The following is a 23,692-nucleotide window of genomic DNA, read 5'->3' on the forward strand; positions in this document are numbered from 1 at the left end:
CATCCGCCTCCGCCATGCATCGGCTCGTCGTCCTCGCCATCCCGGTGTTCGCGCTGCTGATGGCCTGCGAGTTCGTCTACGGATGGCTGCGGCAACGCAACACCTACCGGCTCAACGACAGCATCAGCAGCCTCGGCCAGGGGCTGCTGAGCCAGGCTGTTGCGGTCTGCACGCAGCTTTTCCAGATCGGGCTCTACGCGGCGGTCTGGCGGTGGATTCCGCATCCCGCGGCCGATGCGTTCTGGGACGGTGCAGCCGGCTGGATCGTGGCCGTGCTGCTGTTCGATTTCTGCGACTACTGGCTGCACCGCACCGGCCATGAATGCGCGGTGTTCTGGGCCGCGCACGCGGTGCACCACCAGAGCCAGGACTTCAACTTCTCGACGGCACTGCGCCAGGAAAGCACCGTCGCCTTCCTCGGCTGGCCCTTCTACCTGCCGATGGCGCTGGTCGGCGTGCCGCCCGACCTGTTCGGCATCGCAGGGCTGATCGTGCTGGTCTACCAGTTCTGGATCCACACCGAGCACGTCGGCCGCCTCGGCTGGTTCGACCGCGTGTTCTCGTCGCCGTCCAACCACCGTGTGCACCATGCGGTGAACGACGAATACCTGGACCGCAACTACGGCGGCATGCTGGTCGTCTGGGACCGGATGTTCGGCACCTTCGCCGAAGAGAAAGCGCCATGTGTCTACGGCACGCGCCAGCCGCTCGACAGCTGGCGGCCGATTCAGGCGGTGCTCGGCCCCTACGCGCCACTGCTGCGCGACACCTGGCGCACGCGGCGCTGGCGCGACAAGCTGCGCGTGTGGTTCAAGGCGCCGGGCTGGCGGCCCGCGGACCTGGCGGCGCAGGACGCACAGGAGGGGCGCCCGGCGTTTTCACTCGACGCCGTGCAGCGCTACGACCCGCCCGCCACCGCCGCGCAGCAATGGGCGGGCGGCCTGCAGTTCCTGCTGTGGATCGGCATCGTGCTGACCTTCCTCTGGCAGGCCGACGCATTGAGCTTCGGGCGCAGCCTGGCGCTGCTCGGGCTGAGCGCGGCCGGTTTGCAGGCGGTGGGCCAGGTCTTCGAAGGCCGATGGCACACCGCATGGAGCCCGGTGGCGCAGGCGCTGCTCGCGGCCGGTGCGATCAGCCTGCTGGTGTTTCCGTCCTGGCCGTCCTGAGCGGCTTCCAGCGCCGCAGCAGCAGCGCGTTCGTCATCACGCTCACGCTCGACAGCGCCATCGCCGCGCCAGCGACCACCGGGCTCAGCAGCCCGAAGGCCGCGAACGGAATGCCGACCACGTTGTAGGCGAAGGCCCAGAACAGGTTCTGCCGGATCTTCGCGACCGTGCGTGCGGACAGGTCGAGCGCATCGGCCACCAGCGCGAGATCGCCACGCATCAGCGTGATGCCGGCCGCCTCCATCGCCACGTCGGTGCCGTTGGCCATCGCGATGCCGACGTCGGCCGCGGCCAGCGCGGGCGCGTCGTTGGCGCCGTCGCCGACCATCGCGACCACGTGGCCGCCCTGCTTCAGCGCGGCGACCTGCGCGGCCTTGTCGGCGGGCAGCACGTTGGCGCGCACGTCGTCGGGTGCGATGCCGACGCGCAATGCCATCGCCTGTGCGGCACGCAGGTTGTCGCCGGAAATCATCACGACGCGCAAGCCGCGTGCGCGCAGCGCGGCGATCGCTTCGGCGGCCTGCGGCTTCGGCTCGTCGGTGAAGGCGAGCAGCGCGCGCACCCGCGGTACGCCGCCATCGAAGGCCAGCAACGCCGACACGGTGGCGCCGGCCGCTTCCAGCCCGGCACGCTGCGCGGCGTCGGGCTGCACACCGAGCTCGTCGCACCAGCGCAGGCTGGCGATCGCCCATTCGGTGTCGCCGATCCGCCCGCGCACCCCGCGGCCGGGGACGGACTGCATGTCCTGCGCGGCATCGGCCGCGAGGCCCCGCGCCGATGCCGCGGCCAGCACCGCATGGGCGAGCGGATGCGTGCTGCCGGCCTGCAGCCCGGCGGCGATACCAAGCAGCGCGGCGTCGTCGTCGTCGCCAGCCACCGGCCGCAGCGCCGTGAGCACGGGACCGCCCAGGGTCAGCGTGCCGGTCTTGTCGAAGGCCACCGTGTCGACGCGGTGCGCACGTTCGAGCGCGCTCGCGTCCTTGATCAGGATGCCGCGCCTGGCCGCCACGCCGGTGCCGGCCATCACGGCCACGGGCGTCGCCAGGCCGAGCGCGCACGGACACGCGATCACCAGCACCGCGACCGCATGGATCAACGCCGTTTCGACGGCTGCGCCCGTCGCCAGCCAGGCGCCGAAGGTCAGCACCGCGATGACCAGCACGACCGGCACGAACACCGCCGCAACCTGATCGACCAGCCGCTGGATCGGCGCCTTGGCCGCCTGCGCGTCCTCGACCAGCCGGATGATCCGCGCCAGCACGCTCTCGGCGCCGACGGCGCGCACTTCGACGACCAGCCGGCCGTCGCCATTCACCGATCCGCCGGTGAGCAGATCGCCGGGCGCCTTGGCCACCGGCAACGGCTCGCCGGTGAGCATCGACTCGTCGACTTCGGAACGTCCTTCGAGCACGCGCGCGTCGGCCGGCACGCGCTCGCCGGGCCGCACGGCCAGCCGGTCGCCGGCCATCACCTCGGCCAGCGGGACGTCGCTTTCGCCGCGGCGGCCGATCAGGTGCGCCAGCTCGGGCCGCAGTTGCTGCAGCGCACGGATCGCCGAGGTCGCCTGGCGCTTGGCGCGCGCCTCCAGCCATTTGCCCAGCAGCACCAGCGCGATGACGACGGCCGAGGCCTCGAAGTACAGGTGCGGCATCTCGCCCGGTTCGGCGCGCCACCAGAGCCACAGCGACAGTCCGAAGGCTGCGCTGGTGCCGAGCGCGACCAGCAGGTCCATGTTGCCGGTCAGCGCGCGCGCCGCATGCCAGCCGGCGCGGTAGAAGCGCGCGCCCAGCCAGAACTGGACCGGCGCCGCGAACAGCAGTTGCCAGGCCGGCGGCAGCATCCAGTGCACGCCGGCCAGGTCGAGCAGCATCGGCGCCAGCAGCGGCAAGGACAGCAGCAACGCCGCAGCCACCGGCGCGAAACCCTGCCAGGCGGATGCGGAAGCCTCCGCCTGCGCGGCCGCGGCACTGCGCGGCTCATAACCGGCGGTGCGCACGGCGCGCCGCAGCCGCGGCTCGAAATCGTCCGCGGCCTGGCCCGGCCCGGCCACGCCCACGATGCGCGCGGATTCGGTCGCCAGATTGACGGAGACGTCCTGCACGCCAGGAACCTGGCGCAATGCACGCTCGACACGCGCCACGCACGACGCGCAGGTCATGCCGCCAACGGAAATATCCAGGGTTTGGGTGTTGTCCATGGTCCGAGGCTAAAGCCTCACACCATGGCAAGGTCAAGGCCCGATCGCTTGACCTTGCCACCGCGTCAAGGTTCACACTCTTCGCAACCCATCCACATCCAGAAGGAGCCCTGAAATGAGTCAGACATTCGAAGTCACCGGCATGAGCTGCGGCCATTGCGTCAACGCCGTCACCGAAGCCGTGCTCACGGTCGATCCGCACGCCCAGGTCACGGTCGACCTGCCGACCGGCCATGTCGACGTGCTGAGCGAACAACCGCGCCAGGACCTGGTCGCGGCGATCGAGAACGCGGGCTACAAGGCGCGATGACCCGCGTGGCCGGCCCGGCGGCATCGCCGGCCGTCTTCAACATCGGCGAAGTCGCGCGCCGCACCGGTGTGTCGGCCCGCATGGTGCGGCACTACGAGGGACTGGGGCTGCTGGCCAGGGTTGCCCGCACCGACAGCGGCTACCGCCAGTACGGCGAAGCCGACATCCACACCCTCCAATTCATCAAGCGCTCGCGCGACCTCGGCTTCTCGATGGACGAGATCGCCGAACTGGTCAGCCTCTGGCATGACCGCCAGCGCGCGAGTGCCGCCGTCAAGCACATCGCCCAGCGCCACCTCGGCGAACTGGCCCAGCGCATCGCCGACCTGCAGGCGATGGAGCGCACCCTGTCCCACCTCGTCCACTGCTGCCACGGCGACGCCCGGCCCGACTGTCCGATCCTGGACGACCTGGCAGGCAAAACCGCGCACTGAGCTGACAAACGCCGGCAGCCGCCAGCGCCGTTACGGCTCCCCCTCTTCCCTCTTATTCCAGAAACACCGCGGACGGGCTTCGCCCGGCCGCCGGTGTTGCCCCCGGAAGGGGGTTGGCGAAAGCGACACGAAGTGCGCGAAGCCTGGGGGAGAGCCAATGTTTCCCCCGAAACCTTGGACAACTCTGTGAGTAACTCAAGCACTTCCTTGTAAGGATGCGCTAAGTCCTTGTTTTTCAATGCGAATCTACAGTCTGCTCAATTTTTGAGCAGTGGAATACTTTCGTCTGTTTTGCGCTTTCTCAGATTTTTCCGGTGCTGTCAAAGGACAACTCTGGGGAGCATTCCGGCACAACTGGCCAGTTATCCACAGCGCGAAGGCGTTTACTTAAGTTGTACCCGTTTGCGTGCCACCAGAAAAGCAGGGCTGCGCACATGCATGTGACAACGCCAAGTCATTGCTGTGAAAGGAAAAAGAGCGCCTGTCCACAGAAATGGCCAAACACCTATTACTACTACTAATTTAAATAAGAGAAGTAAGAGATAGAAGCGAAAGCGAAGCCGCGCCCGAAAAAAACCGAATCCCGTGGGTTCGCCGCCACTCGGCCCGAAAACATCCGTCCCCTTTTCGATGGGCGTTTCGGACCGGACAACGCGCCGAAGTCGCAGTGGAGAAAGCGCTGAGGTGCGCGGCGCCACCGCCGAGCCGAAGCAAATCCAGCCGGCAACGCCGGCTTGTCCTCACAAAGCTTGCACAACTTTGTGAATAACTACGGCGTTTCCTTGTAAGAGTGCGCCAAGTCCTTGTTTTTATTGAGCTATCGACAATCTGCTCAAAAAAAGGGCAGTGGAATAACTGCCACCGGCCGCTCCTTTCCCAGATTTCCGATTCGCTGTCAAAGGACAACTCTGGGGAGCGTTTCCGCGTAAACGGGTGCTTGTCCACAGCACGAGCGGTCTTCGCCAGGTTGTCCCTGTGCGGACGACAGCAGAAAACACGGCTGCGCACATGGCTGTGACGGCGCCAAGTCCTTGTCGTGACAGGAAAAACAGCACATTTCCACAGAAACGGCGCGACACCTACTACTACTACTAAATTGAATTAAAGAAATAAGAGATGAAGACAGGGGACAGCCGGGTGCGAAAAAGAAAAGCGCGACCGTCGAAGGCCGGGGCCTGGGCCCCGCTCTGCAGCTCCCCATGGTCGCTACCATTCCCGGATGAGCGTTCCGACCCCCGTCTTCAAGCCGCGCATCCTGATTGCGGAGGATGAGTCGGGCATCGCCGACACGCTCCAGTACGTGCTGAAGAGCGATGGCTTCACGCCCGTGTGGTGCGCCACGGCGGAAGAAACGCTGGCGGAGTTCGCGCGCGAGCCACCTGCGCTGGCCATCCTCGATGTGGGTCTGCCGGACATGAACGGATTCGAGCTCTTCAAGCAGCTGCAGGCGTTGCCCGGCGGCGCCGGCGTGCCGATGATGTTCCTGACCGCACGCAGCGACGAGATCGATCGGGTCGTCGGGCTGGAGCTCGGCGCCGACGACTACGTGGCCAAACCTTTCTCGCCCCGGGAACTCGTCGCCAGGGTCAGGACGATCCTCAGACGCAGCGTACGCGGCCTGTCGCCGACCCCGGCAGGGGGGACCCCGCCCTTGCCCCCTGCAACGCCGCCACGGCCCTCTGAGCCTGCCGGACCTTTCCTCATCGACGGCGAGCGCCGGCAGATCCGTTATTACGGCCGCGCGCTCGAACTCTCCCGCTACGAATACGGCCTGCTGTGCCTGCTGGTGCAGCGGCCGGGCCGCGTCTACACGCGCGACGAGCTGCTCGACATGGTCTGGGACGATCCGGGCGACAGCCTCGATCGCACGGTCGACGCGCACATCAAGACGCTGCGCGCCAAGCTGAAGGCGGTCGCGCCCGGCATCGAACCGATCCGCACGCTGCGCGGCACGGGCTACGCGCTGTACGAAGACCTGCCGCCGCGCGCCGAACCGTGATGAGCCGGCGCTCCCGGATCTTCCTGGGCATCCTGCTGATCTACGTCGCGGGCATCGCCTTCCTGCTGTACCGCGTGGTGCTCGACATCGACCCGCGCTACCGCGAGTCGGCTGAGGAGTCGCTGGTCGAGAGCTCGCAGCTCATGGCCAGCCTGGTCGAGCAGGACCTGATCGCCGGCGCGATCGACGTGCGGCGGCTCGAGCCCTTGTTCCGCACGGTCTATTCGCGCCAGTTTTCGGCGCAGATCTACAACCTGCACAAGAACCGGGTCGAGCTGCGCGTCTATGTGACCGACCGCAACGGCCAGGTGCTGTTCGACTCGCTCGGCCACAGCACCGGCGCCGACTTTTCGCAGTGGAGCGACGTGCGGCGTTCGCTCGCCGGCACCTACGGTGCGCGCACCACGCGCGACCTCGAATCGGACCCTCGCACCTCGGTGATGTACGTCGGTGCGCCGATCCGCTGGAACAACGAGATCGTCGGCGTGGCCACGGTCGGCAAGCCGGTGCAGAGCTTCGGCCAGTTCGTGGAAGATGCGCGCGCCCGCACGATCTGGGTCGGCGTCGGCTCCGCCTTTGCGCTGCTGCTGCTGGCGATCATCGTGTCGATCTGGCTGGTGCGACCTTTCGGGCTGATCACCGACTACATCGCGTGGGTGCGTGCGCAGCGCAACCTGAGCCTGTGGCGCATGGCGCGCCGCGCGGTCGATGCGCTGCGCGGCGGTTTCAGCGAGATGCGCGATGCGCTCACCGGCCGCAACTACGTCGCCGACTACGTGCAGACCTTCACGCACGAGGTGAAGAGCCCGTTGTCCGCGATCCGTGGCGCGGCCGAGCTGCTGCAGGAACCGTCGATGCCGCAGGCCGAGCGCGAACGCTTTCTGGACAACATCGCACGCGAGACCCAGCGCATTCAGGAAATCGTCGACCGCATGATGGAGCTGACGGCGCTCGAGACGCGCCGCGTGCTCGACCGCAGCGAACCGGTGAAGCTGGCCGTTCTGCTGGAGGACGTGGTGGCCAGCGCCCAGGCCTCGGCGGCAAAGCGCGACGTGCGGCTGGTGCTTGCGCTCGGCAGCCGGCCGGCGACCGAGGGCGACCCTTTTCTGCTGCGGCGCGCGATCAGCAACCTGCTCGACAACGCGATCGACTTCGCACCGGCCGGCAGCCAGGTCGAGATCGCGCTGCAGGCGACGTCGCGCCGGGCGCGCATCACGGTGCGCGACCATGGGCGCGGCATTCCGGCCTATGCGCGCGACAAGGTGTTCCAGAAGTTCTATTCGCTCGCGCGTCCGCACAGCCAGAAGAAGAGCACCGGCCTCGGGCTGGCCTTCGTGAAGGAGATCGCGGCGTTGCACCGTGGCCGGATCGAACTCGCGAACGCGACCGGCGGCGGTGCGGTCGCGACGCTCAGCCTGCCGTTGCTGCAGCCGCGGCGCTGACGCCGGCCTTGTTCCCGGCGGGCACCGACGGACCGCCGAGCGCATACCAGTCGACCTTGCGTGTGGCCAGCATCAGGAGCGACAGCATGCCGAACACCAGCAGCGCGCCCAGCAGCAACGCATCGTTCTCCGAGGCGAGCAGGCCGTAGAGCGCGCCATACAGCAGTGCGATGTAGCCGCCGAAGGCCAGGCCGAGCCGCCAGCTCGCCAGCACGCCGCCGAAATACAGGCCGAGCACCGACACGCTGGCGCCCGCCGCCAATGCATAGGCCTGCCAGAACGCCAGCTTCTCGGACAGCGCGAGCAGCAGCAGGAAGAACAGCGCGATCGACAGGCCGACCAGCGCGTACTGCACCGGATGCAGGCGCAGCTTGCGGAACAGCTCGACCATGAAGGCGGCCATCAGCACCAGCGCGATGAACAGCGCGCCGTACTTGCCGGCGCGCGTCGACATCGCATAGACGTTGAGCGGCTGCGCCAGCGTGACGTCGAAGGTCTGCAGCGGCCCGCGCGCGCGTTCGTCCGCCGCGCGCATCGATGCCGCCTCGTCGGAACCGACCGCCGTGGCGTGCGTGGCCAGGTCGCGGCCGACCATGCCGGCGCGGACCTGTTCGCGCGCAGAAGTCACCAGTGACGAAATGCGCCAGCGCGCATCGAAACCCTGCGCGCTGACGCTGCGTTCGGTCGCCAGGAAGTTGCCGCCGAAACTCGGATGCGCCCAGCTCGATGTCAGGTGCGCCGTCGTTTCATTGGCGATCGGTGCCAGAGACAGGGTTTCATGGCCGACCAGGCCCAGAGCCAGGTTGAACGGCAGCGGCCGGCCGGCACGCCATGCGGCCAGTGCCTGCCCCGACAACGGCGCATGCAGGCCGTCGGCATAAGGCGATTTCTCGGCCAGGCCGGGAATGCGCTGCGCAAAGGGCAGTTTCTCGCCGTCCAGGACGAGCACCGGCGAGCCATCGAGCCCACGCAGGTCGCTCACGTGCAAGGCGATGAAAGGCGTGCCGATCTCGAGCCTCGAGTCGTCTTGGTTGCGCTGGATGTTGTCGGGATCGAAGCCTGCGAAGCCGCCGGTCAGCGTGGCCCGGAGTGCATAGAACGGGATCTTGAAGATGCCGCGGTACCGCAGTTGCGGCGTCAGGCTGCCGTCGACATCGAGCGTGTCGGGGAAGACGACGTGACGCTGCAGCTTGCTGCGGACTTCGGTGCCGGTGATGCGCCCTTTCGCGTCGCGCTGGGTGGCCGTCCATCGTTCCACGTAGGGCACGACCAGCACGGGCGCGATCAGTGTCTGCGCGCTGGCATGTGTGCGCGCAAGTTCCTCGGCTGCTTCTCGCTGGCTGTCGCCGCGCTCGTTGTTGAGCATGTCGATGCGGGTGAGCGGTATGCACAGCAGCAAGGTCAGCAGCAGCAGGCCAAGCACCTTGGCGATCACGGAATGTCGAAACAGCATCAGCATGCGGGTCTCCCTGTCGATTGAAGAAGACCGGAGCTTCCGGTGCGCGATCGAAGGGCCGATGAAGCCACGCCGGTGCGCACCGTACATGGACTTCACGCCGACTTCACACAGCGCGCACGGCCGCACACAGGCTTCGCACCTGCTTCCCGCGTGGAACCGAAAGTCCTTGCTCGTGCAATCACAGGACCACCCCATGCAACATCACTCCACCCCATCCGGCCGCTGGCTCTGGTTCGCCACGCTGGCCGTGGCCGGCCTGGCGTTTGCCACGCTCATCGCCCGGCCGCTTCATCCTGCACACGCCACGCAGGACAACGGCACGCGGCGCAGTGCAGCCGCAACGCCGGGCGAGATGGAGATGCCGTGCGCCGATGCCATGCCCTCGATGCGCGCCATGATGGAACGCCGCATGCGTCGCCACGACGTGCGTCGCTACACCGCATGAAGGCGCTGGACATGCCATCGATGCCGCCTCGTCCGGCGCTGACGCTGGCCGCGCTGGCACAGCGGCGCCCGCAATTCGTCGACTGGGGAATCCGACTCGACCGTGCGCCGGCCTGCGGCTGGCTCGGACTGCAGGCCGTGGCGCTGATACCCACCGGCATCTGGATGACGCGCTCGCTGCGCAGCGGATGGGATGAGCCGCTGGGCCTGCTGGCCCTGGCCGTCCTGGCCTTCTTTGCATGGCGGGTCCGGCGCGAACTGCGTGCGTCGCCGCGACTGGGCTGGCTGCTGGCGAGCGCGCTGGCGACCTTGTCGGCGACGGGTGCCCACGCCGGCATCGGCGGCCTGCCCGTGATGGCTCCCTGGGTCGTCGGATTGCTCGCCGGGGGCGCTCTGGTCTGCGGTCTTCGTGCTTTTCTGCCGCAGCGCATCGCGCTGGCACCGCTGGCCGGTCTGGCCATGCTGGTGTTTCCGGTCCTGTCTTCCGTCAAGGGCGCTGTCGAACCGTGGTCGTCCGTGGCGCAGGTCGAATTTCTCGGCCGGTTTGCGGGGACGGACATGCCGGTCGACGGCATTCAACTGCTGTGGCTCGGAATCTTCACGGCCTGTTCGGTGGCTCTCTGGTTCGGCCGGGGCGGACACGCCTTCCGGTCGCGGCTGCCCTGGGCCGCGGTGGCGATCCTGATCGGCTGCGTCGTCGGCGACGCTTCATGGATCGGCCTGGTGGCATCCGGCAACGCATCGCATCCATGGCTGCGGCAGGCATTGAGCCTGCTCGTGCCGGCACTGACCTGCGGCGGCATCGCCGCGCTGATGGCGCCCGCGCGGCGCATGACCCGATCAACCCACGGAGACAAGCATGGTGCGCGCACTGTTTGAAGGCTGGTTCGACAACCGCTTCGTCAATCGCATCGTCCACAAGGCGGTGTTCGGTCTGGTCATGCTGCTCTGCCTCGGCTGGTCGGCGCTCGCCGCGCTGAAGTCCGGTGCTTCGGTTGCCACCTCGGCTGCCGAGCAAGGGCAAACCATGTGTACTTTCGAGCGACTCGTGGATGTAAAAGATCGTACTTTCCCCGACACTGCAACCTGATACCGGCTATCGGCGATTTCCATCGTCGGCACGGTTCCGGCAAGCCGTGACGGGTGTGGCACGACAAGGGTCGGTGCATGCGTCGTCGATGATTTGGAGGAAGTCTTGAAAAAGACACTGCGCTTCCTGTTCTTCGCTTTGTTGGCGCTGATGCTGACGGCTGGTGCAGCGGTCTTCCTGATCGTGAAGCTGGCCCTTGCGCCGGCATCGGGCGAATGGTCGACGCGTGTCGATCTCGGGCCGGTGGAGGTCGATGTCGGTGTGCCGACCGCGTTGCGGTTGATCACCTCGCCATGGGTCGCGCAGCAGCTGTCGGGCCGGACTTTCGACACCCGCTTCGGTCCGGTGCGCCTGGCATGGGACGCCGGCGGCCAGTCGCTCGAGGCGAGTTGCGCGGCTTGCAGCATCGCGATGGCATCGCTGGGCCCCCGGCCGCTGCGCCTGGACGGTGTCTTCGTCACGGTGCGTCGCGACGGCAACCTGCTGAGCGGGCTCATGCAGGGCATGCCCCTGGCGGGCACCGTGCCTTCGCCGGTTCCCTTCAAGGCCACCTGGAACGGGCGCCTGTCGATGCAGACCCTGCAATTGCATGTCGACGTGGCCGAGGCGCCGATCGGCCAGTGGTATGCCGTGCTTGCGCCGCAGGTGTCGGAGCTTCTGCGTGCCCGCATCGGTGGAACGATGGCCTTTGCCGGCGACTTCACGTTGCCCGCAGGAAGTTTCGCCGTGCAGCCGCGTCTGTCGCAGTTCACCGTGTCGGGTCTTGGCAGCGACGCCATGCTGCGTGCCCGTCCGTCATGCGGCGCACCGGCCCAGCTTGCCGTCGACAGCTGGCTCGCGCGTGCGGTGATGGCGGCCGAGGATCCGCGCTTTCTCACGCATCCGGGCTATGAGCTCGGCGATCTGGCGATGTCTTCGGACGAGAGCACGCGCGGCGGATCGCCCGCCAGGGCCCGCGGCACGCTCACGCAGCAACTGGCCCGCATGCTGATTCCGGGCGATCCCCGCAGCAGCGAAGGCCGGTTGCGCGAGCTCCTGTATGCGGTCGAGATGGAACAGGCACTCGGCAAGCCGCGCATCCTCCAGCTGTATCTGGACGGCATTCCGTGGGGCGGCGGTGTCTGCGGCGCCGAGGCTGCGGCGCGTCTCTATTTCAAGCGCAGCGCGCGCTCGCTCGAACCGGCGCAGGCGGTCTGGCTGGCGGCCATGCTGCACGATCCCGACGCCGAACTCGCGCGCTGGCGACAGAGCGGGGCGCCGGATGCGGCGCGCACCAAATGGGTGGCTGAAGGCGTGCGCGGGCTCAGTCGCGTTCAGCGTGACGGCTTCCTCAAGAACGTGGGCACCGCCCGATTCACCGCGCCCTGAAAGCGGTTTCATCGAGCCACGCCCAACACAGGGGCATGGTGCATCGCCGGACCCATGCCGCACAGCGTCAGTGCACGCAGCGCTTGGCACATGTCTTGCTGAATTTGTCCAAATGGATGCTGTCACCACCCTCCCGCCTGCAGCGGTCGAGATCATTGCGCTGACCAAACGTTATGCACCGGGCACACCGGCTGCAGTCGACCAGATCGACCTGCGGATCGCCAGCGGGAGCTACTGCTGCCTGCTGGGGCCGTCCGGTTGCGGCAAGAGCACCACGCTGCGCATGATCGCGGGCCACGAGTCGGTGACCAGTGGCGACATCCTCCTCGACAACCGCAACATCACGAACCTGCCCGCGGCAGCGCGCGGCACGGCGATGATGTTTCAGAGCTTCGCGCTGTTTCCGCATCTGTCGGCGCTCGACAACGTCGCCTTCAGCCTCAAGATGAAGGGCGTTGCCAAGGCCGAGCGGCGCCGGCGTGCAGGCGATCTGCTGGAGCGCGTCGCCATGGGCCATCTGGCGGAACGCAAGCCCGGCGAACTGTCCGGCGGGCAGCAGCAGCGCGTGGCGCTGGCGCGGGCCCTGATCACCGAGCCGCGCGTGCTGCTGCTGGACGAGCCGCTGTCGGCGCTCGATCCCTTCCTGCGCATCCAGATGCGCGCCGAACTGCGGCGCTGGCAGAAGGAACTGGGTCTGACCTTCATTCACGTCACGCACTCGCAGGAAGAGGCCATGGCGCTGGCCGACACCATGGTCGTGATGAACCACGGACTGATCGAACAGGTCGGTTCGCCGCACCAGGTCTACAACCATCCGGCCAGCGAATTCGTCGCGCGCTTCATGGGCGGCCACAACGTGCTCGACACGCCGGCCGGTCCGGTGGCCGTGCGCAATGACCACATGCAGATCGCACCGACTACCGCCGCGACCTATGGCGATGCGGGCATTGCGGCGCAGGTCACGGACGTCGAGTACCAGGGGACTTATGTGCTGCTCGGTCTCGAGCTCACCGACGGCGCGCCCGGCCGAAAGACGGTGTCGGTGCTGATCGGCGAAACCGCCTTTCTCTCGCGTCCCTACGTGCAAGGCGAGAACGTGCACTTGTCGTGGGGCCATGCGGATGCGCGTGTGCTCGGCCCGGGTGTGCAGCGGCCGGGCGATCGCGTGGTGCCGACATCCGGCGCGCTGCGCGACGACACCGTTGCGCTCGCCGGCATCGCCACGCTTTGAGCGTGCATCACGCGCGCTCGTCCATCGTTCAACTTTTTTCAAACCAGAAGCTGGAGGCTTTCATGTCCGACACCCCCGATTCGATCCATGGCGTGCAACGCCGCACGCTGCTCAAGGGCACGGCCGGCATGGCCGGCATCCTGGCCGCCGGCATGGCGCCCGCGGTGCATGCGCAAGACAAGGTCGTCCTGCGCTACCTCGGCACGGCCGTGAACCAGGACAAGGCGATCGCCGAGAAGTTCAAGGCCGACACCGGCATCGAGATCCAGTACGTCGCCGTGACCACCGACGACGTGACCAAGCGCGCCGTCACCGCACCGAACAGCTTCGACCTGATCGACACCGAATTCTTCTCGCTCAAGAAGATCGTGCCGACCGGCAACCTGAAGGGCATCGACAGCAAGCGCGTGAAGAACGCCGACAAGATCACCTCGCTGTTCACCAAGGGTGAAGTCGCCGGCAAGAAGGTCGGCGACCAGGGCACGGCGCCGGTCAAGGTGATCTATCTCGAAGGCGAGAAGAGCAAGGTCTTCGCGAAGTCGGCGACGCAGTTCATGTCGCTGATCCCGACCACCTACAACGCCGACACGCTGGGCATCCGCCCCGACCTGATCAAGCGCCCGATCGGCTCCTGGGCCGAACTGCTGAACCCGGAATTCAAGGGCAAGGCCGCCATCCTGAACATCCCGTCGATCGGCATCATGGACGCCGCGATGGTGGTGGAAGCCAAGGGCATCCACAAGTACAAGGACAAGGGCAACATGACCAAGGCCGAGATCGACCTGACGATCAAGACCCTGATCGAAGCCAAGAAGGCCGGCCAGTTCCGCGCGCTGTGGAAGGACTTCAACGAGTCGGTCAACCTGATGGCGTCGGGCGAGGTGGTGATCCAATCGATGTGGTCGCCGGCCGTGACCGCGGTGCGCAGCAAGGGCATCGACTGCACGTTCCAGCCGCTCAAGGAGGGCTATCGCGCCTGGGCGTCGGGCTTCGGTCTGCCGGCCACGCTGTCGGGCAAGAAGCTCGACGGCGCCTATGAGTTCATCAACTGGTTCCTCGACGGCTGGGCCGGCGCCTACCTGAATCGCCAGGGCTACTACAGCGCCGTGCTCGACACCGCGAAGACCAAGATGGAAGCCTACGAGTGGGCGTACTGGATGGAAGGCAAGCCCGCCGCGCAGGACATCAAGAGCCCGCAGGGCGACGTGATCGCCAAGGCCGGTTCGGTGCGCGACGGCGGCAGCTACGAACAGCGCATGGGCGGCATCGCCTGCTGGAATGCCGTCATGGACGAGAACGAGTACATGGTCAGGAAATGGAACGAATTCGTGGCTGCCTGACGGCAGTCCACGAATTCGACCCCCAGGCTGCGCTTCGCTTCGCCCACTCGCTGTAAGGGGGCGACACCAGCGGCCCGGCAAAGCCGGTTCCGCGGTGTCCCGCCAACGGGCTTTGCTTCGCTCGCCTGGGCCAGTCAACCTAGTTGCTCTTTGATCGATGAGTTCACCCGCAACCTCCGCCCACGCCGCCACCATGCCCACGCACACCGTCAAGGCCTGGTGGCAGGCGGCGCCGTTTGCGCTGGTGTTCCTGCTGTTCTTCCTGATCCCGCTGGCGCTGATCGCGATGGTCAGCCTGTGGGACTTCAACGAGTACGAGCTGATCCCGGCCTTCTCGCCGCGCAACTACCTGAGCATCTTCGAAGGCTGCTCGCATCTCACCGACAACGGTGACTTCTGCGTCACGCTGTCGACCTATCTCAGCACGCTCAAGTTCTGCCTGCTGGTCTGGGGCATCACGCTGCTGATCGGTTTCTCGGTGGCCTATTTCCTGGCCTTCCACGTGCGCTCGTCGGGCATGCAGACGGTGCTGTTCGTGCTGTGCACCGTGCCCTTCTGGACCTCCAACGTGATCCGCATGATCTCGTGGGTGCCGCTGCTGGGACGCAACGGCCTGGTCAACCAGGGACTGATGGGGATCGGTCTCGTGCACGAGCCGGTGGAGTGGCTGCTGTTCTCCGATTTCTCCGTGGTGCTCGCCTTCGTGCACCTCTACACGATGTTCATGATCGTGCCGATCTTCAACAGCATGATGCGCATCGACCGCAGCCTGCTCGAGGCCGCCAACGATTCGGGCGCATCGGGCTGGCAGACGCTGTGGAACGTGATCGTGCCGCTGTCGCGCACCGGCATCCTGATCGGCTCGATCTTCGTCATCACCATCGTGATGGGCGACTTCGTCACGATCGGCGTGATGGGTGGCCAGCAGATCGCCTCGATCGGCAAGATCATCCAGGTGCAGACCTCGTACCTGCAGTTCCCGCTGGCAGCAGCGAACGCGATGATCCTGCTGGCCGTGGTGCTGATGATCATCTGGGGCCTGACGCGCCTCGTCGACATTCGGAAGGAGCTCTAGGTGAGACGGAGTCATTCGATTCACTGTGGGCGCGATCACGCCGACGGCGTACTCTGCTCCGCGAATGTCCCCCGGCCTGCGGCCTCCTCCTTGATTTCGCTGCGCAGAGCACACCATCGACGCGATCCGTCACGGTCGTCGTGGTTCAACGCCTTGCACAACGCGGGGTTACCTGTGGCGAGGGCATGGGGTGTCCCCCGCAGCGAAATCAAGGAGGAGCCGACGCAGTCGGCGGGGGACATTCGCGGAGGGGGATACCCCTTGGCCTCGCCACGCGCCAACCGGCCACGACCATCATGAGCACCCGCATCGGCGAGAAACGCAGCCCCGGCTTCTGGCCGCTCGCGATCGTGTTCGCGCTGTTCGTGGTCTTCCTCTACGGGCCGATGATCACGATCTTCGTGCTGAGCTTCCAGGGGCCCGAAGGCGGGCTCACCTTTCCGCTGCGCGGCATGTCGCTGCACTGGTTCTACAAGCTGGCCGAAGGGCTGGGCACGGTCGACATCGGCGCGGCGTTCAGGCGCTCGCTGGCGCTGGGCGCGGTGGTGATGGGCTTCACCGTGGTGCTGTCGGTGCTGGCGGGGCTGGCGTTCCGCAAGAAGCTGGCGGGCAGCAATGCGCTGTTCTTCGTGACGGTGGCCAGCCTGATCATGCCGTCGATCATCGTGTCGCTCGGCATCGGCCTGCAGTTTCGCCTGCTCGACACCGGCATCAAGCAGGCGCTGACCGCGATGGAAGCGACCGGCACGCTCGAGAACTACGGCACCGCACTGGGCCTGTTCACTTCCGCACTGGGCGCGCACCTGACCTGGACGCTGCCTTTCGGCCTGCTCATCATGTTCGCGGTCTTCAACCGCTTCAACCCCGCCTACGAAGAAGCCGCGCGCGACCTGGGCGCCACGCCGTGGCAGACCTTCCGCCACGTGGTGCTGCCGCTGATCGGGCCCTCGGTCGTGGGCATCGGCATGTTCGGCTTCACGCTGAGCTGGGACGAGATCGCGCGCACGTCGCAGGCCATCGGCGATGTCAACACGCTGCCGCTCGAACTGCAGGGCCTCACGTCGACGGTGACGACGCCATCGATCTATGCGCTGGGCACGGTGACGACCATCGTGTCGTTCGGCGTGATGGCGATCGCGATCGGCTCTGCCGCATTGCTGGGTCGCCGCGCCAAACGCCGCCGCTGAACCGTCGTCGAACGAAAGCCGCCATGCATCGCCTGCTCGTGATCAACCCCAACACGTCGACGGCGATCAGCGGCCTGCTGCAGCGCCATGTGCAGGCCGGGGTGGGCGACGCGTTCAAGGTGCAGACCGTGACGGCACGCTTCGGCTCGCCCTACATCTCGTCGGAGGCCAGCTACGCGGTCGCCAACCACGCGGTGCTCGACGCCTGGGCCGTGACGATGGCGGCGGATGCCGGACGGCCCGACGCCGTGCTGATCGGCTGCTTCGGCGACCCCGGCCTGTTCGCGCTGCGCGAAGGCGCGGGCGTGCCGGTCGGCGGCCTGGCGGAAGCGGCGTTCTCTGCGGCGGCATGGCATGGGCGCTTCGCGATCGTGACGGGCGGCGAACGCTGGCGGCCGATGCTGGCGCGGCTTGCTCATGCGCTGGGCCACACGCAGACGCTGGCCGGCATCCACACCGTGGCGCCGAGCGGCGCGCAACTGGCTGCCGATCCGGCCGGTGCACGCACCTTGCTGGCGGAAGCCTGCTGCCAGGCTGCCGAGCGCTTCAAGGCGCAGGCCGTGATCCTCGGCGGCGCGGGGCTGGCGGGCATGGCGGCCGACATCGCATCGAAAGTGCCGGTGCCGGTGATCGACAGCGTGCAGGCGGGTGCGCAATGGGCGATCGACGCGCTGCGCCGCCGCGACGCGCCACGGCTCGATTCGGGCTTCGGCGTGCCGTGGCAGAACGTGTCGTGGGAGCTGGCCGCGCTCCAGTGAGCGCCGGCTGGAAGACCCGCGGGATCCCGCGTGCTGGCAGAGCTTTCGGCGGCGTGCCAACATCTGCGCCATGACGCTTGCCTACACCCCAGAAACACTTGACCGCAGCGCGGCCGACCAGTTGGCCGGCGCGACGGTGATCGACTTCGGCACCAACTGGTGCGGCCATTGCCAGCGCGCGCAGCCGCTGGTCGACGAAGCCTTCCAGGCGCACCCGGAAGTGCGGCATGTGAAGGTCGAGGACGGCGCCGGCCGCCAGCTCGGCCGCAGCTATGGCGTCAAGCTGTGGCCCACGCTGATCTTCCTGCGCGATGGCCGTGAAGTCGCGCGGCTCGTGCGTCCGCTGGAAAGTGCGCCGGTCGCGCGCGCGCTGGCCGAGATCACCTCCGCCTGACCCCTGTGCCCGCTGCGGGCGGGCGCCTGCCGCCCACTGCGGCTGTCGGCACCGGCCTACCGCGCGACGCGACGGCAGGTCGTGCACCGTGCCATGCCGCGCACCTAGCGTCATGGGCACCATGATCGATATCAGAAAAGGCCAATGGCCGGGACGCCTGGAGCGCGACGCGTTTCATCAACGCTTCATGCAATCCTTCGAGGATCCGGCCTTCGGTGCCGAAAGCGACGCGCTCAGGCGGATCGAAGACATCGCCTGGGATGCCTACCAGGAAGGCCGGAAGGCACCCGTCACCCGCAAGGCGGGGCCCGGCTATGCGGATCCCGACTACGACCTGGCGGTCGAGTGGATCGACACCCGCGCGAAGCTCGACCGGGCCCAGGCCGCCTGGGCGCTGCCCGGGACGCCATCGCGCGTGCTGCTGGTCAACGGGTCGCCGCGCAACGACGGCACCTGCCCCGGGGAGATCTCCAAGACCTGGCGCCTCACGCAGTCCGCGAAGGGCGAACTGCAGGAAGCCGGCATCGAGGTCGACTTGCTCGACCTGAGCCTGCTCACGTCCGATTACGGACGGCACATCCATCCCTGCAAGGGTTGCGTGTCGACCGCGATGCCGCTGTGCCACTGGCCCTGCAGCTGCTATCCGAACCATTCGCTGAACCAGACCGGCGACTGGATGAACGAGATCTACGAGCGCTGGGTGTCGGCGCACGGCGTGATCCTGATGACGCCGACCCACTGGTACCAGGCATCGAGTCCGCTCAAGCTGATGATCGACCGGCTGGTCTGCGCCGATGGCGGCAACCCCGACCCGACCACCACGCATGGCAAGAAGCCCGACGAGGCGAAAGCGCTGGAGATGAAGGGCTGGGACTATCCCAAGCATCTCGACGGGCGCGTCTACGGCTTGGTGGTGCACGGCGACGTCGCGGGCGTCGAAAGCCTGCGCCGCAACCTGAGCGACTGGCTCGACTGGATGGGCCTGATCGACGCCGGCATGCAGGCCCGGCTGGACCGCTACATCGGCTATTTCGAGCCCTATGCCACCAGCCACCAGACGCTCGATGCCGACGAGAAGCTGCAGGAAGAGGTGCGCAATGTGGCGCGCGCGGTCGGCCAGGGCGTGCTGGACCTGCGCGCCGGCCGCCTGCAGCCGGCGGACCGCGGAGTCCGGCATCCACGGCCGAAGTAGAGGCGATGGCCGCCGGGCGGCTGTTCACGCTTCTTTACGCGTCGACATCGCGGCGTTACCTGCCGCGCAAGCGGTCGATACAGAGCGATTCCACACTACGTTTCACCTGCTGCCCCGTGGCATCAGGCTTCTTAGAAAGGAAGCAATCTCATGATCACGTCACGTCAACGCATTCTCTGGGCCGGTCTTCTGGCGACCGCCGCTTTCGGGGCTTCGGCCCAGACCCCACCGCCGCCGGCAGCCGCACCCGCCGGTGCGCCCGCTGCCGAACATCGCATGCACAGGCCCGACCACCGCATGCACAAGCCGCGCGACGGCAAGGGCTTCGAGCGCATGCATGAGCGCCGCGCCAAGCACCTCGCCGACCTGAAGGCCAAGCTGAAGCTGACGCCCGCCCAGGAAGGCGCATGGAGCACCTTCACCAGCGCGACACAGCCGCCGGCGCCACCGGCCCAGCGTCCGGACCGTGAAGCCGCCCGCGCCGAGTTCGAGAAGATGACCACGCCGCAGCGCATCGACCGCATGCAGGCTCGCCAGGCCGAACGTGCGGCGATGTTCGCCAAGCGTGCCGATGCGACGAAGAGCTTCTACGCCGCGCTCACGCCGGACCAGCAGAAGACCTTCGACACGGAAGCCATGCGCCACGGCCCGCGCGGTGACCACGGTCCCCATGGCGGCCCGCGCGGTGACCATGGTCCCCAGGGCCATCGTCCCCCGCCCCCGCCCGCAAAGGGCTGAGCCAGCAAGGGCTGCCCGCAGCCCTTGCATCCGCGGCCAGGCGCCGCAATGCGCGCGCCATGAAAAAAGCCCGCCCCGGGCAACCGGAGCGGGCTTTTCGACGTCTGTCGCCTGCGGCTACTTCGGCAGCGCGTAGGCGATGATGTAGTCGCCACGGTCGGGCGATCCGCGTGCGCCACCGACGGAGATGACCACGTACTGCCGGCCGCTGTCGGGCGACATGTAGCTCATCGGCGTGGCCTGCGCGCCGACCGGCAGCCGGGCCTTCCAGAGCTCGTCGCCGTTGGCGGCATCGATGGCGCGCAGGTAGTAGTCCTGCGTGCCCGCGTAGAACACCAGGCCGCCCTGCGTGGTGACCGGGCCGCCCAGCGTGGGCATGCCGACCGGCATGTTCATGCCGGTCGCGATGCCCAGCGGACCGCTGTCGTGCACCGTGCCCATCGGCACCTGCCAGACGACCTGCCGCGTGTTCAGGTCGATGGCCGTGAGCGCGCCGTACGGCGGCTTGTGGCAAGGCACGCCGAGCACCGACATGAACATGTTCTTGTCGGCGCCGAAGGGCGTGCCGGTCTGCGGCGCCAGGCCTGCGTGGCCGTCCGCGCCGGCGCGTTTGGCGGCCAGGCGGCGTTCGGTTTCTTCGCGCGGGATCAGCTGCACGACCTGCGGGATGCGCATGTCGTTGACGATGAGCATGCCGTTGCGCTCGTCGATCGACGAGCTGCCCCAGTTCATGCCGCCATAGAAGCCGGGATATTGCAGACTCTTGGTGGTGCCCGGCGGCGTGAATTCACCTTCGTAGCGCATTTCCTTGAAGGCGATGCGGCACAGCATCTGGTCGAACGGCGTGGTGCCCCACATGTCGGCCTCGGACAGCGTGTTGGCGCCGATGCTGGGCATGCCCACCGAATACGGCTGCGTGGGCGACAGGAAGTCGCCTTCGGCAGCGCCCTGCGGCACCGGCTTTTCCTGCACCTCGGCGATCGGCTTGCCGTCGCGGCGGTCGAGCATGAAGATCTGGCCGCGCTTGGTGGTCTGCACCAGCGCCGGCACCGTGCTGCCGCTCTTGTCGCGCACGTCGTACAGCGCCGGCTGCGAGGGCACGTCGTAGTCCCACACGTCGTGGTGGGTGGTCTGGAACTTCCAGCGCTCGCGGCCGGTCTGGATGTCCAGTGCGACGACGGACGCCGAGTATTCCTCTGCTTCCTTGCTGCGGCTGCCGCCCCAGAAGTCGGGCGTGGCGTTGCCGGTGGGCAGATAGACCAGGCCGAGCTTGTCGTCGAAGGACGGCGTCGACCAGACGTTCGGCGTGCCGCGCGTGTAGGTCCCGCCGGCGGGTGGTTCCGCCGTGATGGCCGGGTTGCCCATGTCCCAGGCCCAGACCAGTGCACCGGTGCGCGCGCTGAAGGCGCGCACCACGCCGGACGGCTCGCCCAGCGCCATGTTGTCCCACACCCAGCCGCCGACGATCACGAGATCGCGCGCGACGGTCGGGGCCGAGGTCTGGAAGTAGTAGCCCGGATCGACCTTGCCCATGCCGGCCTTCAGGTCCACGGTACCGTTGGTGCCGAAGTCGGCGCAGGGTGTGCCGGTGTGGGCATCGATCTCCATCAGGCGGCTGTCGATGGTGGTCATCACGATGCGCTGGGCGCAGGCGCCTTCGGCGGGTGCGGTCGGAGCCGGCGCCGTGGCCGGAGCGGCAGTTGCCGTCGCCGTCGCCGCAGCGGTCGCCGGCGCCTGGCTTGCGTCGAAATAGCCGACGCCGCGGCAGCGCTGCCACAGCGGTGACTTGGCCTGCGGATCGAACTTCCAGCGTTGCTCACCCGTGTCGGCGTTGAGCGCGAAGATCACGTTGTGCGGCGTGCAGGCATAGACCGTGTTGCCGATCTGGATCGGCGTGTTCTGGTCTTCCGTCATGCCCTTGGTGTCGCGTCCGGTGCGGAAGGTCCAGGCGACTTTCAGGTCCTTCACGTTGGCCGGCGTGATCTGGTCCACCGGTGCAAAGCGGGTGCCGTTGGGCGTGCGGCCGTAGTGCGTCCAGTTCGACGCGACGGGCGCGGCAGCGGGCGCAGTGGTTGCGGCTGCGGCGGTTCTCGACGGTCGCGTCACGCCGTGCGGCACGAAGGCGAAAGCAAGGGTGCCCAGCAGGCAGACGAAGAGCACGCCAGCCAGGCCGAAAGCCGGCTTCGTGCCCAGCGAACCCAGCCGGGGCGCCAGCAGCATGCCGATCATCGTCAGCACGGCCAGCATCACCAGGCGCGGCAGCAGTTGCCAGTAGTCGAGCCCGACCTCGGCGAGTGCCCAGATGACGGTCGCGACGAAAACCAGGCCGAGCCAGGCGGTGGCCGAAGGCCGGCGCCGGACATATTGAAAGCCTGCGATCAGTAGGCCGAGGCCTGCCAGCAGGTAGTACCACGAGCCGCCAAGGCTCATGAGGCGCACGCCACCGACGGCCAGCGCGGCGCCGCACAGCAGCAGTACGGCGCCGAAGAGCAGCGGCAGCCACCCCGCGCTGCGCTGACGGGTTTTGGATTGAGTCGACAAACAGGTTCTCCTTCTTCTATCTTCTGAAAGCGACGCCGCCTCGGCGGACGTCGCGCGAGGGCGGCGCAGCGATGCAACGCGCCGCCCGTTGTCGGCGCGAGAAGCGGCTGGCTTTTGGAGTGCTGGCGTTTCTTCGGCGCGTGCCGACAAATGGGGATTTGCGACGGCGCGCTATCCGGACGCGTCCGGAACGGCCGGGGCGTTCACGCCGGCACGCAGCAACTGCAACGCACGGCGCGCGAGCCCGCGCCGATCGGCGACGCTGGCGCCGCGCAACGACGCGCCAAGCATGTTGCAGATCAGCAGCACGTCGGCCATCTGGAGATCGGGGCGGCACGCGCCTGCCTCCACCGCGCGTTGAAGTGGCTTCTTGAAGATCTTGGCGATTCGGCGCCGGGCGGACTGGACGATCGGGTCTGCACGGTCCACTGCACGCCAGAAGTCCACCAGCGGCGCGGAGCCTGCGATGTTCTGCCCGAATCGTTCGAACAGAAGGAACAAGGCACCGTCGCTTTCGGCAAGCGATGCCGCATGCGTTTCCAGCGCGCCCAACGCACGGTCGAGCAGCGCTTCCATCAGCGCAGTGCGATGGGGAAAGTTGCGGTACAGCGTGGCGCGGCCGACGCCTGCGCGGGCAACCACGAGGTCCAGCGCGGCGGTGACGCCGTGTTCGCAGAACACCGCATCGGCCGCGGAGAGAAGGACTTCACGGTGCGCGGTCGCATCGGCTCGGGGTTTGCGCATCCGAAAATTATCGGACAAAAATGTCCGCTTTGCCGGCGGCCTCTCCGCAGCCGCCGAAGGTGCGAGCGATCGCAAGGAAGCATGTCGGGCATGCCGCCTTCGTTCAGCGCATCACTTGGGCGTGCCGGTCGCCGTCGTGGGGTTGGTCGGCACCTCGGGTCTTTCACCCTTTTGTCCGAACTGCGGCTTGGTCTTCAGAACGTCCTGCCGCACCTCTGCGCGGGTGGTGCCGCTGATCGGCGTGGGCGCCATGTTGGGCTGGTTGTTGTGCATGGTGCTGGCCTCGCCAGCGGGCGTGTTCGTGTTGGACATGCTCTTGTTATGCATGCGGGCCTCGGCCTTCACGGCTTCGCGCGAGGCCGGCACGCTGCCCGCGACAGGCGGTGTGACGACCGGTGCCTGCGCCGACGCCACACCGGCAACCAGGACGCCGGCGAACAAGGTGGATGCGAGGATGTGCTTCTTCATTTCTGTCTCCTTTGAAGGCGTTGAAAACGAGGCGTCGCCTTTTCGAGGCCTCTGAAGTCACCGTAGAAGCCTCAGGCATCGCGAATGTCAGGCAGCGGTTGCCGGTGCTGTAGGA

Annotated in this window: 22 protein-coding genes; 17 read left to right on the forward strand and 5 right to left on the reverse strand. The window is 67.3% G+C overall.

What is annotated here, in order from left to right:
- Positions 1 to 14 precede the first annotated feature (14 nt).
- Positions 15 to 1,166 (forward strand): sterol desaturase family protein, encoded by a 1,152-nt coding sequence (locus tag AC07PZ_RS06065; RefSeq protein WP_495294144.1) that lies wholly within the window; start codon positions 15 to 17, stop codon positions 1,164 to 1,166.
- On the opposite strand, the gene AC07PZ_RS06070 is transcribed toward AC07PZ_RS06065, so the two are convergent.
- Positions 1,132 to 3,363 (reverse strand): heavy metal translocating P-type ATPase, encoded by a 2,232-nt coding sequence (locus AC07PZ_RS06070; protein ID WP_495294145.1) that lies wholly within the window; start codon positions 3,361 to 3,363, stop codon positions 1,132 to 1,134. The two genes, AC07PZ_RS06065 and AC07PZ_RS06070, sit on opposite strands and share 35 nt — an antisense overlap.
- 115 nt (positions 3,364 to 3,478) lie before the next feature.
- Between AC07PZ_RS06070 and AC07PZ_RS06075 the strand changes: the two genes are divergently transcribed.
- The 4 genes from AC07PZ_RS06075 (at position 3,479) to creC (ending at position 7,548) form a co-directional block, all read left to right on the forward strand.
- The gene (locus AC07PZ_RS06075; protein ID WP_495294146.1) at positions 3,479 to 3,673 is read left to right on the forward strand and encodes a heavy-metal-associated domain-containing protein; all 195 of its coding nucleotides are present in this window, start codon (positions 3,479 to 3,481) and stop codon (positions 3,671 to 3,673) included.
- On the forward strand, positions 3,670 to 4,107 hold the full coding sequence (gene cueR, locus AC07PZ_RS06080) for a Cu(I)-responsive transcriptional regulator (RefSeq protein ID WP_495294147.1): 438 nt from the start codon (positions 3,670 to 3,672) through the stop codon (positions 4,105 to 4,107). Before AC07PZ_RS06075 ends, cueR begins: the two co-directional genes overlap by 4 nt.
- 1,219 nt (positions 4,108 to 5,326) lie before the next feature.
- The gene (creB, locus tag AC07PZ_RS06085; protein WP_495294148.1) at positions 5,327 to 6,106 is read left to right on the forward strand and encodes a two-component system response regulator CreB; all 780 of its coding nucleotides are present in this window, start codon (positions 5,327 to 5,329) and stop codon (positions 6,104 to 6,106) included.
- Positions 6,106 to 7,548, forward strand: a complete 1,443-nt coding sequence (gene creC / locus AC07PZ_RS06090; RefSeq protein ID WP_495294149.1) for a two-component system sensor histidine kinase CreC — start codon at positions 6,106 to 6,108, stop codon at positions 7,546 to 7,548. The genes creB and creC overlap by 1 nt, the downstream gene beginning before the upstream one ends.
- Here creC and creD read toward each other — a convergent pair.
- Positions 7,517 to 9,007: a cell envelope integrity protein CreD gene (creD, locus tag AC07PZ_RS06095; protein WP_495294150.1), complete on the reverse strand. Its 1,491-nt coding sequence runs from the start codon at positions 9,005 to 9,007 to the stop codon at positions 7,517 to 7,519. The genes creC and creD overlap by 32 nt on opposite strands.
- Positions 9,008 to 9,200: 193 nt before the next feature.
- Between creD and AC07PZ_RS06100 the strand changes: the two genes are divergently transcribed.
- The 12 genes from AC07PZ_RS06100 (at position 9,201) to AC07PZ_RS06155 (ending at position 19,824) form a co-directional block, all read left to right on the forward strand.
- Positions 9,201 to 9,452, forward strand: coding sequence for a hypothetical protein (locus tag AC07PZ_RS06100; RefSeq protein ID WP_495294151.1), 252 nt, complete (start codon positions 9,201 to 9,203; stop codon positions 9,450 to 9,452).
- A 20-nt stretch (positions 9,453 to 9,472) separates the two neighbouring features.
- On the forward strand, positions 9,473 to 10,330 hold the full coding sequence (locus tag AC07PZ_RS06105; protein ID WP_495294152.1) for an exosortase Q: 858 nt from the start codon (positions 9,473 to 9,475) through the stop codon (positions 10,328 to 10,330).
- Positions 10,311 to 10,541, forward strand: coding sequence for a hypothetical protein (locus tag AC07PZ_RS06110; protein WP_495294153.1), 231 nt, complete (start codon positions 10,311 to 10,313; stop codon positions 10,539 to 10,541). Before AC07PZ_RS06105 ends, AC07PZ_RS06110 begins: the two co-directional genes overlap by 20 nt.
- A gap of 105 nt (positions 10,542 to 10,646) precedes the next feature.
- Positions 10,647 to 11,909 (forward strand): biosynthetic peptidoglycan transglycosylase, encoded by a 1,263-nt coding sequence (locus AC07PZ_RS06115; RefSeq protein WP_495294154.1) that lies wholly within the window; start codon positions 10,647 to 10,649, stop codon positions 11,907 to 11,909.
- A gap of 112 nt (positions 11,910 to 12,021) precedes the next feature.
- The gene (locus tag AC07PZ_RS06120; protein WP_495294155.1) at positions 12,022 to 13,140 is read left to right on the forward strand and encodes an ABC transporter ATP-binding protein; all 1,119 of its coding nucleotides are present in this window, start codon (positions 12,022 to 12,024) and stop codon (positions 13,138 to 13,140) included.
- 62 nt (positions 13,141 to 13,202) lie between these two features.
- On the forward strand, positions 13,203 to 14,480 hold the full coding sequence (locus AC07PZ_RS06125) for an ABC transporter substrate-binding protein (RefSeq protein ID WP_495294156.1): 1,278 nt from the start codon (positions 13,203 to 13,205) through the stop codon (positions 14,478 to 14,480).
- 157 nt (positions 14,481 to 14,637) lie between these two features.
- On the forward strand, positions 14,638 to 15,555 hold the full coding sequence (locus tag AC07PZ_RS06130; protein WP_495294157.1) for an ABC transporter permease: 918 nt from the start codon (positions 14,638 to 14,640) through the stop codon (positions 15,553 to 15,555).
- Positions 15,556 to 15,851: 296 nt separating this feature from the next.
- The gene (locus AC07PZ_RS06135) at positions 15,852 to 16,742 is read left to right on the forward strand and encodes an ABC transporter permease (RefSeq protein ID WP_495294158.1); all 891 of its coding nucleotides are present in this window, start codon (positions 15,852 to 15,854) and stop codon (positions 16,740 to 16,742) included.
- A gap of 23 nt (positions 16,743 to 16,765) precedes the next feature.
- Positions 16,766 to 17,500: an aspartate/glutamate racemase family protein gene (locus AC07PZ_RS06140; protein WP_495294159.1), complete on the forward strand. Its 735-nt coding sequence runs from the start codon at positions 16,766 to 16,768 to the stop codon at positions 17,498 to 17,500.
- A 70-nt stretch (positions 17,501 to 17,570) separates the two neighbouring features.
- The gene (locus AC07PZ_RS06145) at positions 17,571 to 17,894 is read left to right on the forward strand and encodes a thioredoxin family protein (protein WP_495294160.1); all 324 of its coding nucleotides are present in this window, start codon (positions 17,571 to 17,573) and stop codon (positions 17,892 to 17,894) included.
- Positions 17,895 to 18,015: 121 nt separating this feature from the next.
- Complete coding sequence (locus AC07PZ_RS06150; protein WP_495294161.1) at positions 18,016 to 19,086, forward strand: flavodoxin family protein; 1,071 nt, start codon at positions 18,016 to 18,018, stop codon at positions 19,084 to 19,086.
- Positions 19,087 to 19,236: 150 nt separating this feature from the next.
- Positions 19,237 to 19,824, forward strand: coding sequence for a Spy/CpxP family protein refolding chaperone (locus tag AC07PZ_RS06155; protein WP_495294162.1), 588 nt, complete (start codon positions 19,237 to 19,239; stop codon positions 19,822 to 19,824).
- 117 nt (positions 19,825 to 19,941) lie between these two features.
- Here the strand turns inward: AC07PZ_RS06155 and AC07PZ_RS06160 are convergent, their stop codons facing one another.
- The 3 genes from AC07PZ_RS06160 to AC07PZ_RS06170 all read right to left on the reverse strand — a co-directional run bounded on the left by AC07PZ_RS06160 (position 19,942) and on the right by AC07PZ_RS06170 (position 23,577).
- Positions 19,942 to 22,365 carry a membrane-bound PQQ-dependent dehydrogenase, glucose/quinate/shikimate family gene (locus AC07PZ_RS06160; protein WP_495294163.1) on the reverse strand — a complete coding sequence of 808 codons (2,424 nt, stop codon included), beginning with the start codon at positions 22,363 to 22,365 and terminating at the stop codon, positions 19,942 to 19,944.
- Positions 22,366 to 22,536: 171 nt separating this feature from the next.
- Positions 22,537 to 23,109, reverse strand: a complete 573-nt coding sequence (locus AC07PZ_RS06165; protein WP_495294164.1) for a TetR/AcrR family transcriptional regulator — start codon at positions 23,107 to 23,109, stop codon at positions 22,537 to 22,539.
- A 111-nt stretch (positions 23,110 to 23,220) separates the two neighbouring features.
- Entirely contained in the window at positions 23,221 to 23,577 is a 357-nt protein-coding gene (locus AC07PZ_RS06170; protein WP_495294165.1) for a serine/threonine protein kinase, read from the reverse strand.
- Positions 23,578 to 23,692: the final 115 nt, after the last annotated feature.

The sequence above is a fragment of the Variovorax sp. GW821-FHT10B04 genome (assembly GCF_059415645.1).

Bases quoted from the DNA above. Each gene is read 5' to 3' on its own strand.
- AC07PZ_RS06165 (WP_495294164.1), bottom strand. From the start codon at position 23,109: ATGCGCAAACCCCGAGCCGATGCGACCGCGCACCGTGAAGTCCTTCTC.
- AC07PZ_RS06075 (WP_495294146.1), top strand. From the start codon at position 3,479: ATGAGTCAGACATTCGAAGTCACCGGCATGAGCTGCGGCCATTGCGTC.
- AC07PZ_RS06170 (WP_495294165.1), bottom strand. From the start codon at position 23,577: ATGAAGAAGCACATCCTCGCATCCACCTTGTTCGCCGGCGTCCTGGTT.
- AC07PZ_RS06105 (WP_495294152.1), top strand. From the start codon at position 9,473: ATGCCGCCTCGTCCGGCGCTGACGCTGGCCGCGCTGGCACAGCGGCGC.
- AC07PZ_RS06140 (WP_495294159.1), top strand. From the start codon at position 16,766: ATGCATCGCCTGCTCGTGATCAACCCCAACACGTCGACGGCGATCAGC.
- AC07PZ_RS06130 (WP_495294157.1), top strand. From the start codon at position 14,638: ATGAGTTCACCCGCAACCTCCGCCCACGCCGCCACCATGCCCACGCAC.
- AC07PZ_RS06100 (WP_495294151.1), top strand. From the start codon at position 9,201: ATGCAACATCACTCCACCCCATCCGGCCGCTGGCTCTGGTTCGCCACG.
- AC07PZ_RS06155 (WP_495294162.1), top strand. From the start codon at position 19,237: ATGATCACGTCACGTCAACGCATTCTCTGGGCCGGTCTTCTGGCGACC.
- AC07PZ_RS06150 (WP_495294161.1), top strand. From the start codon at position 18,016: ATGATCGATATCAGAAAAGGCCAATGGCCGGGACGCCTGGAGCGCGAC.
- creC (WP_495294149.1), top strand. From the start codon at position 6,106: ATGAGCCGGCGCTCCCGGATCTTCCTGGGCATCCTGCTGATCTACGTC.
- AC07PZ_RS06145 (WP_495294160.1), top strand. From the start codon at position 17,571: ATGACGCTTGCCTACACCCCAGAAACACTTGACCGCAGCGCGGCCGAC.
- AC07PZ_RS06110 (WP_495294153.1), top strand. From the start codon at position 10,311: ATGGTGCGCGCACTGTTTGAAGGCTGGTTCGACAACCGCTTCGTCAAT.
- AC07PZ_RS06125 (WP_495294156.1), top strand. From the start codon at position 13,203: ATGTCCGACACCCCCGATTCGATCCATGGCGTGCAACGCCGCACGCTG.
- creD (WP_495294150.1), bottom strand. From the start codon at position 9,007: ATGCTGATGCTGTTTCGACATTCCGTGATCGCCAAGGTGCTTGGCCTG.
- AC07PZ_RS06065 (WP_495294144.1), top strand. From the start codon at position 15: ATGCATCGGCTCGTCGTCCTCGCCATCCCGGTGTTCGCGCTGCTGATG.
- AC07PZ_RS06070 (WP_495294145.1), bottom strand. From the start codon at position 3,363: ATGGACAACACCCAAACCCTGGATATTTCCGTTGGCGGCATGACCTGC.
- creB (WP_495294148.1), top strand. From the start codon at position 5,327: ATGAGCGTTCCGACCCCCGTCTTCAAGCCGCGCATCCTGATTGCGGAG.
- AC07PZ_RS06135 (WP_495294158.1), top strand. From the start codon at position 15,852: ATGAGCACCCGCATCGGCGAGAAACGCAGCCCCGGCTTCTGGCCGCTC.
- cueR (WP_495294147.1), top strand. From the start codon at position 3,670: ATGACCCGCGTGGCCGGCCCGGCGGCATCGCCGGCCGTCTTCAACATC.
- AC07PZ_RS06120 (WP_495294155.1), top strand. From the start codon at position 12,022: ATGGATGCTGTCACCACCCTCCCGCCTGCAGCGGTCGAGATCATTGCG.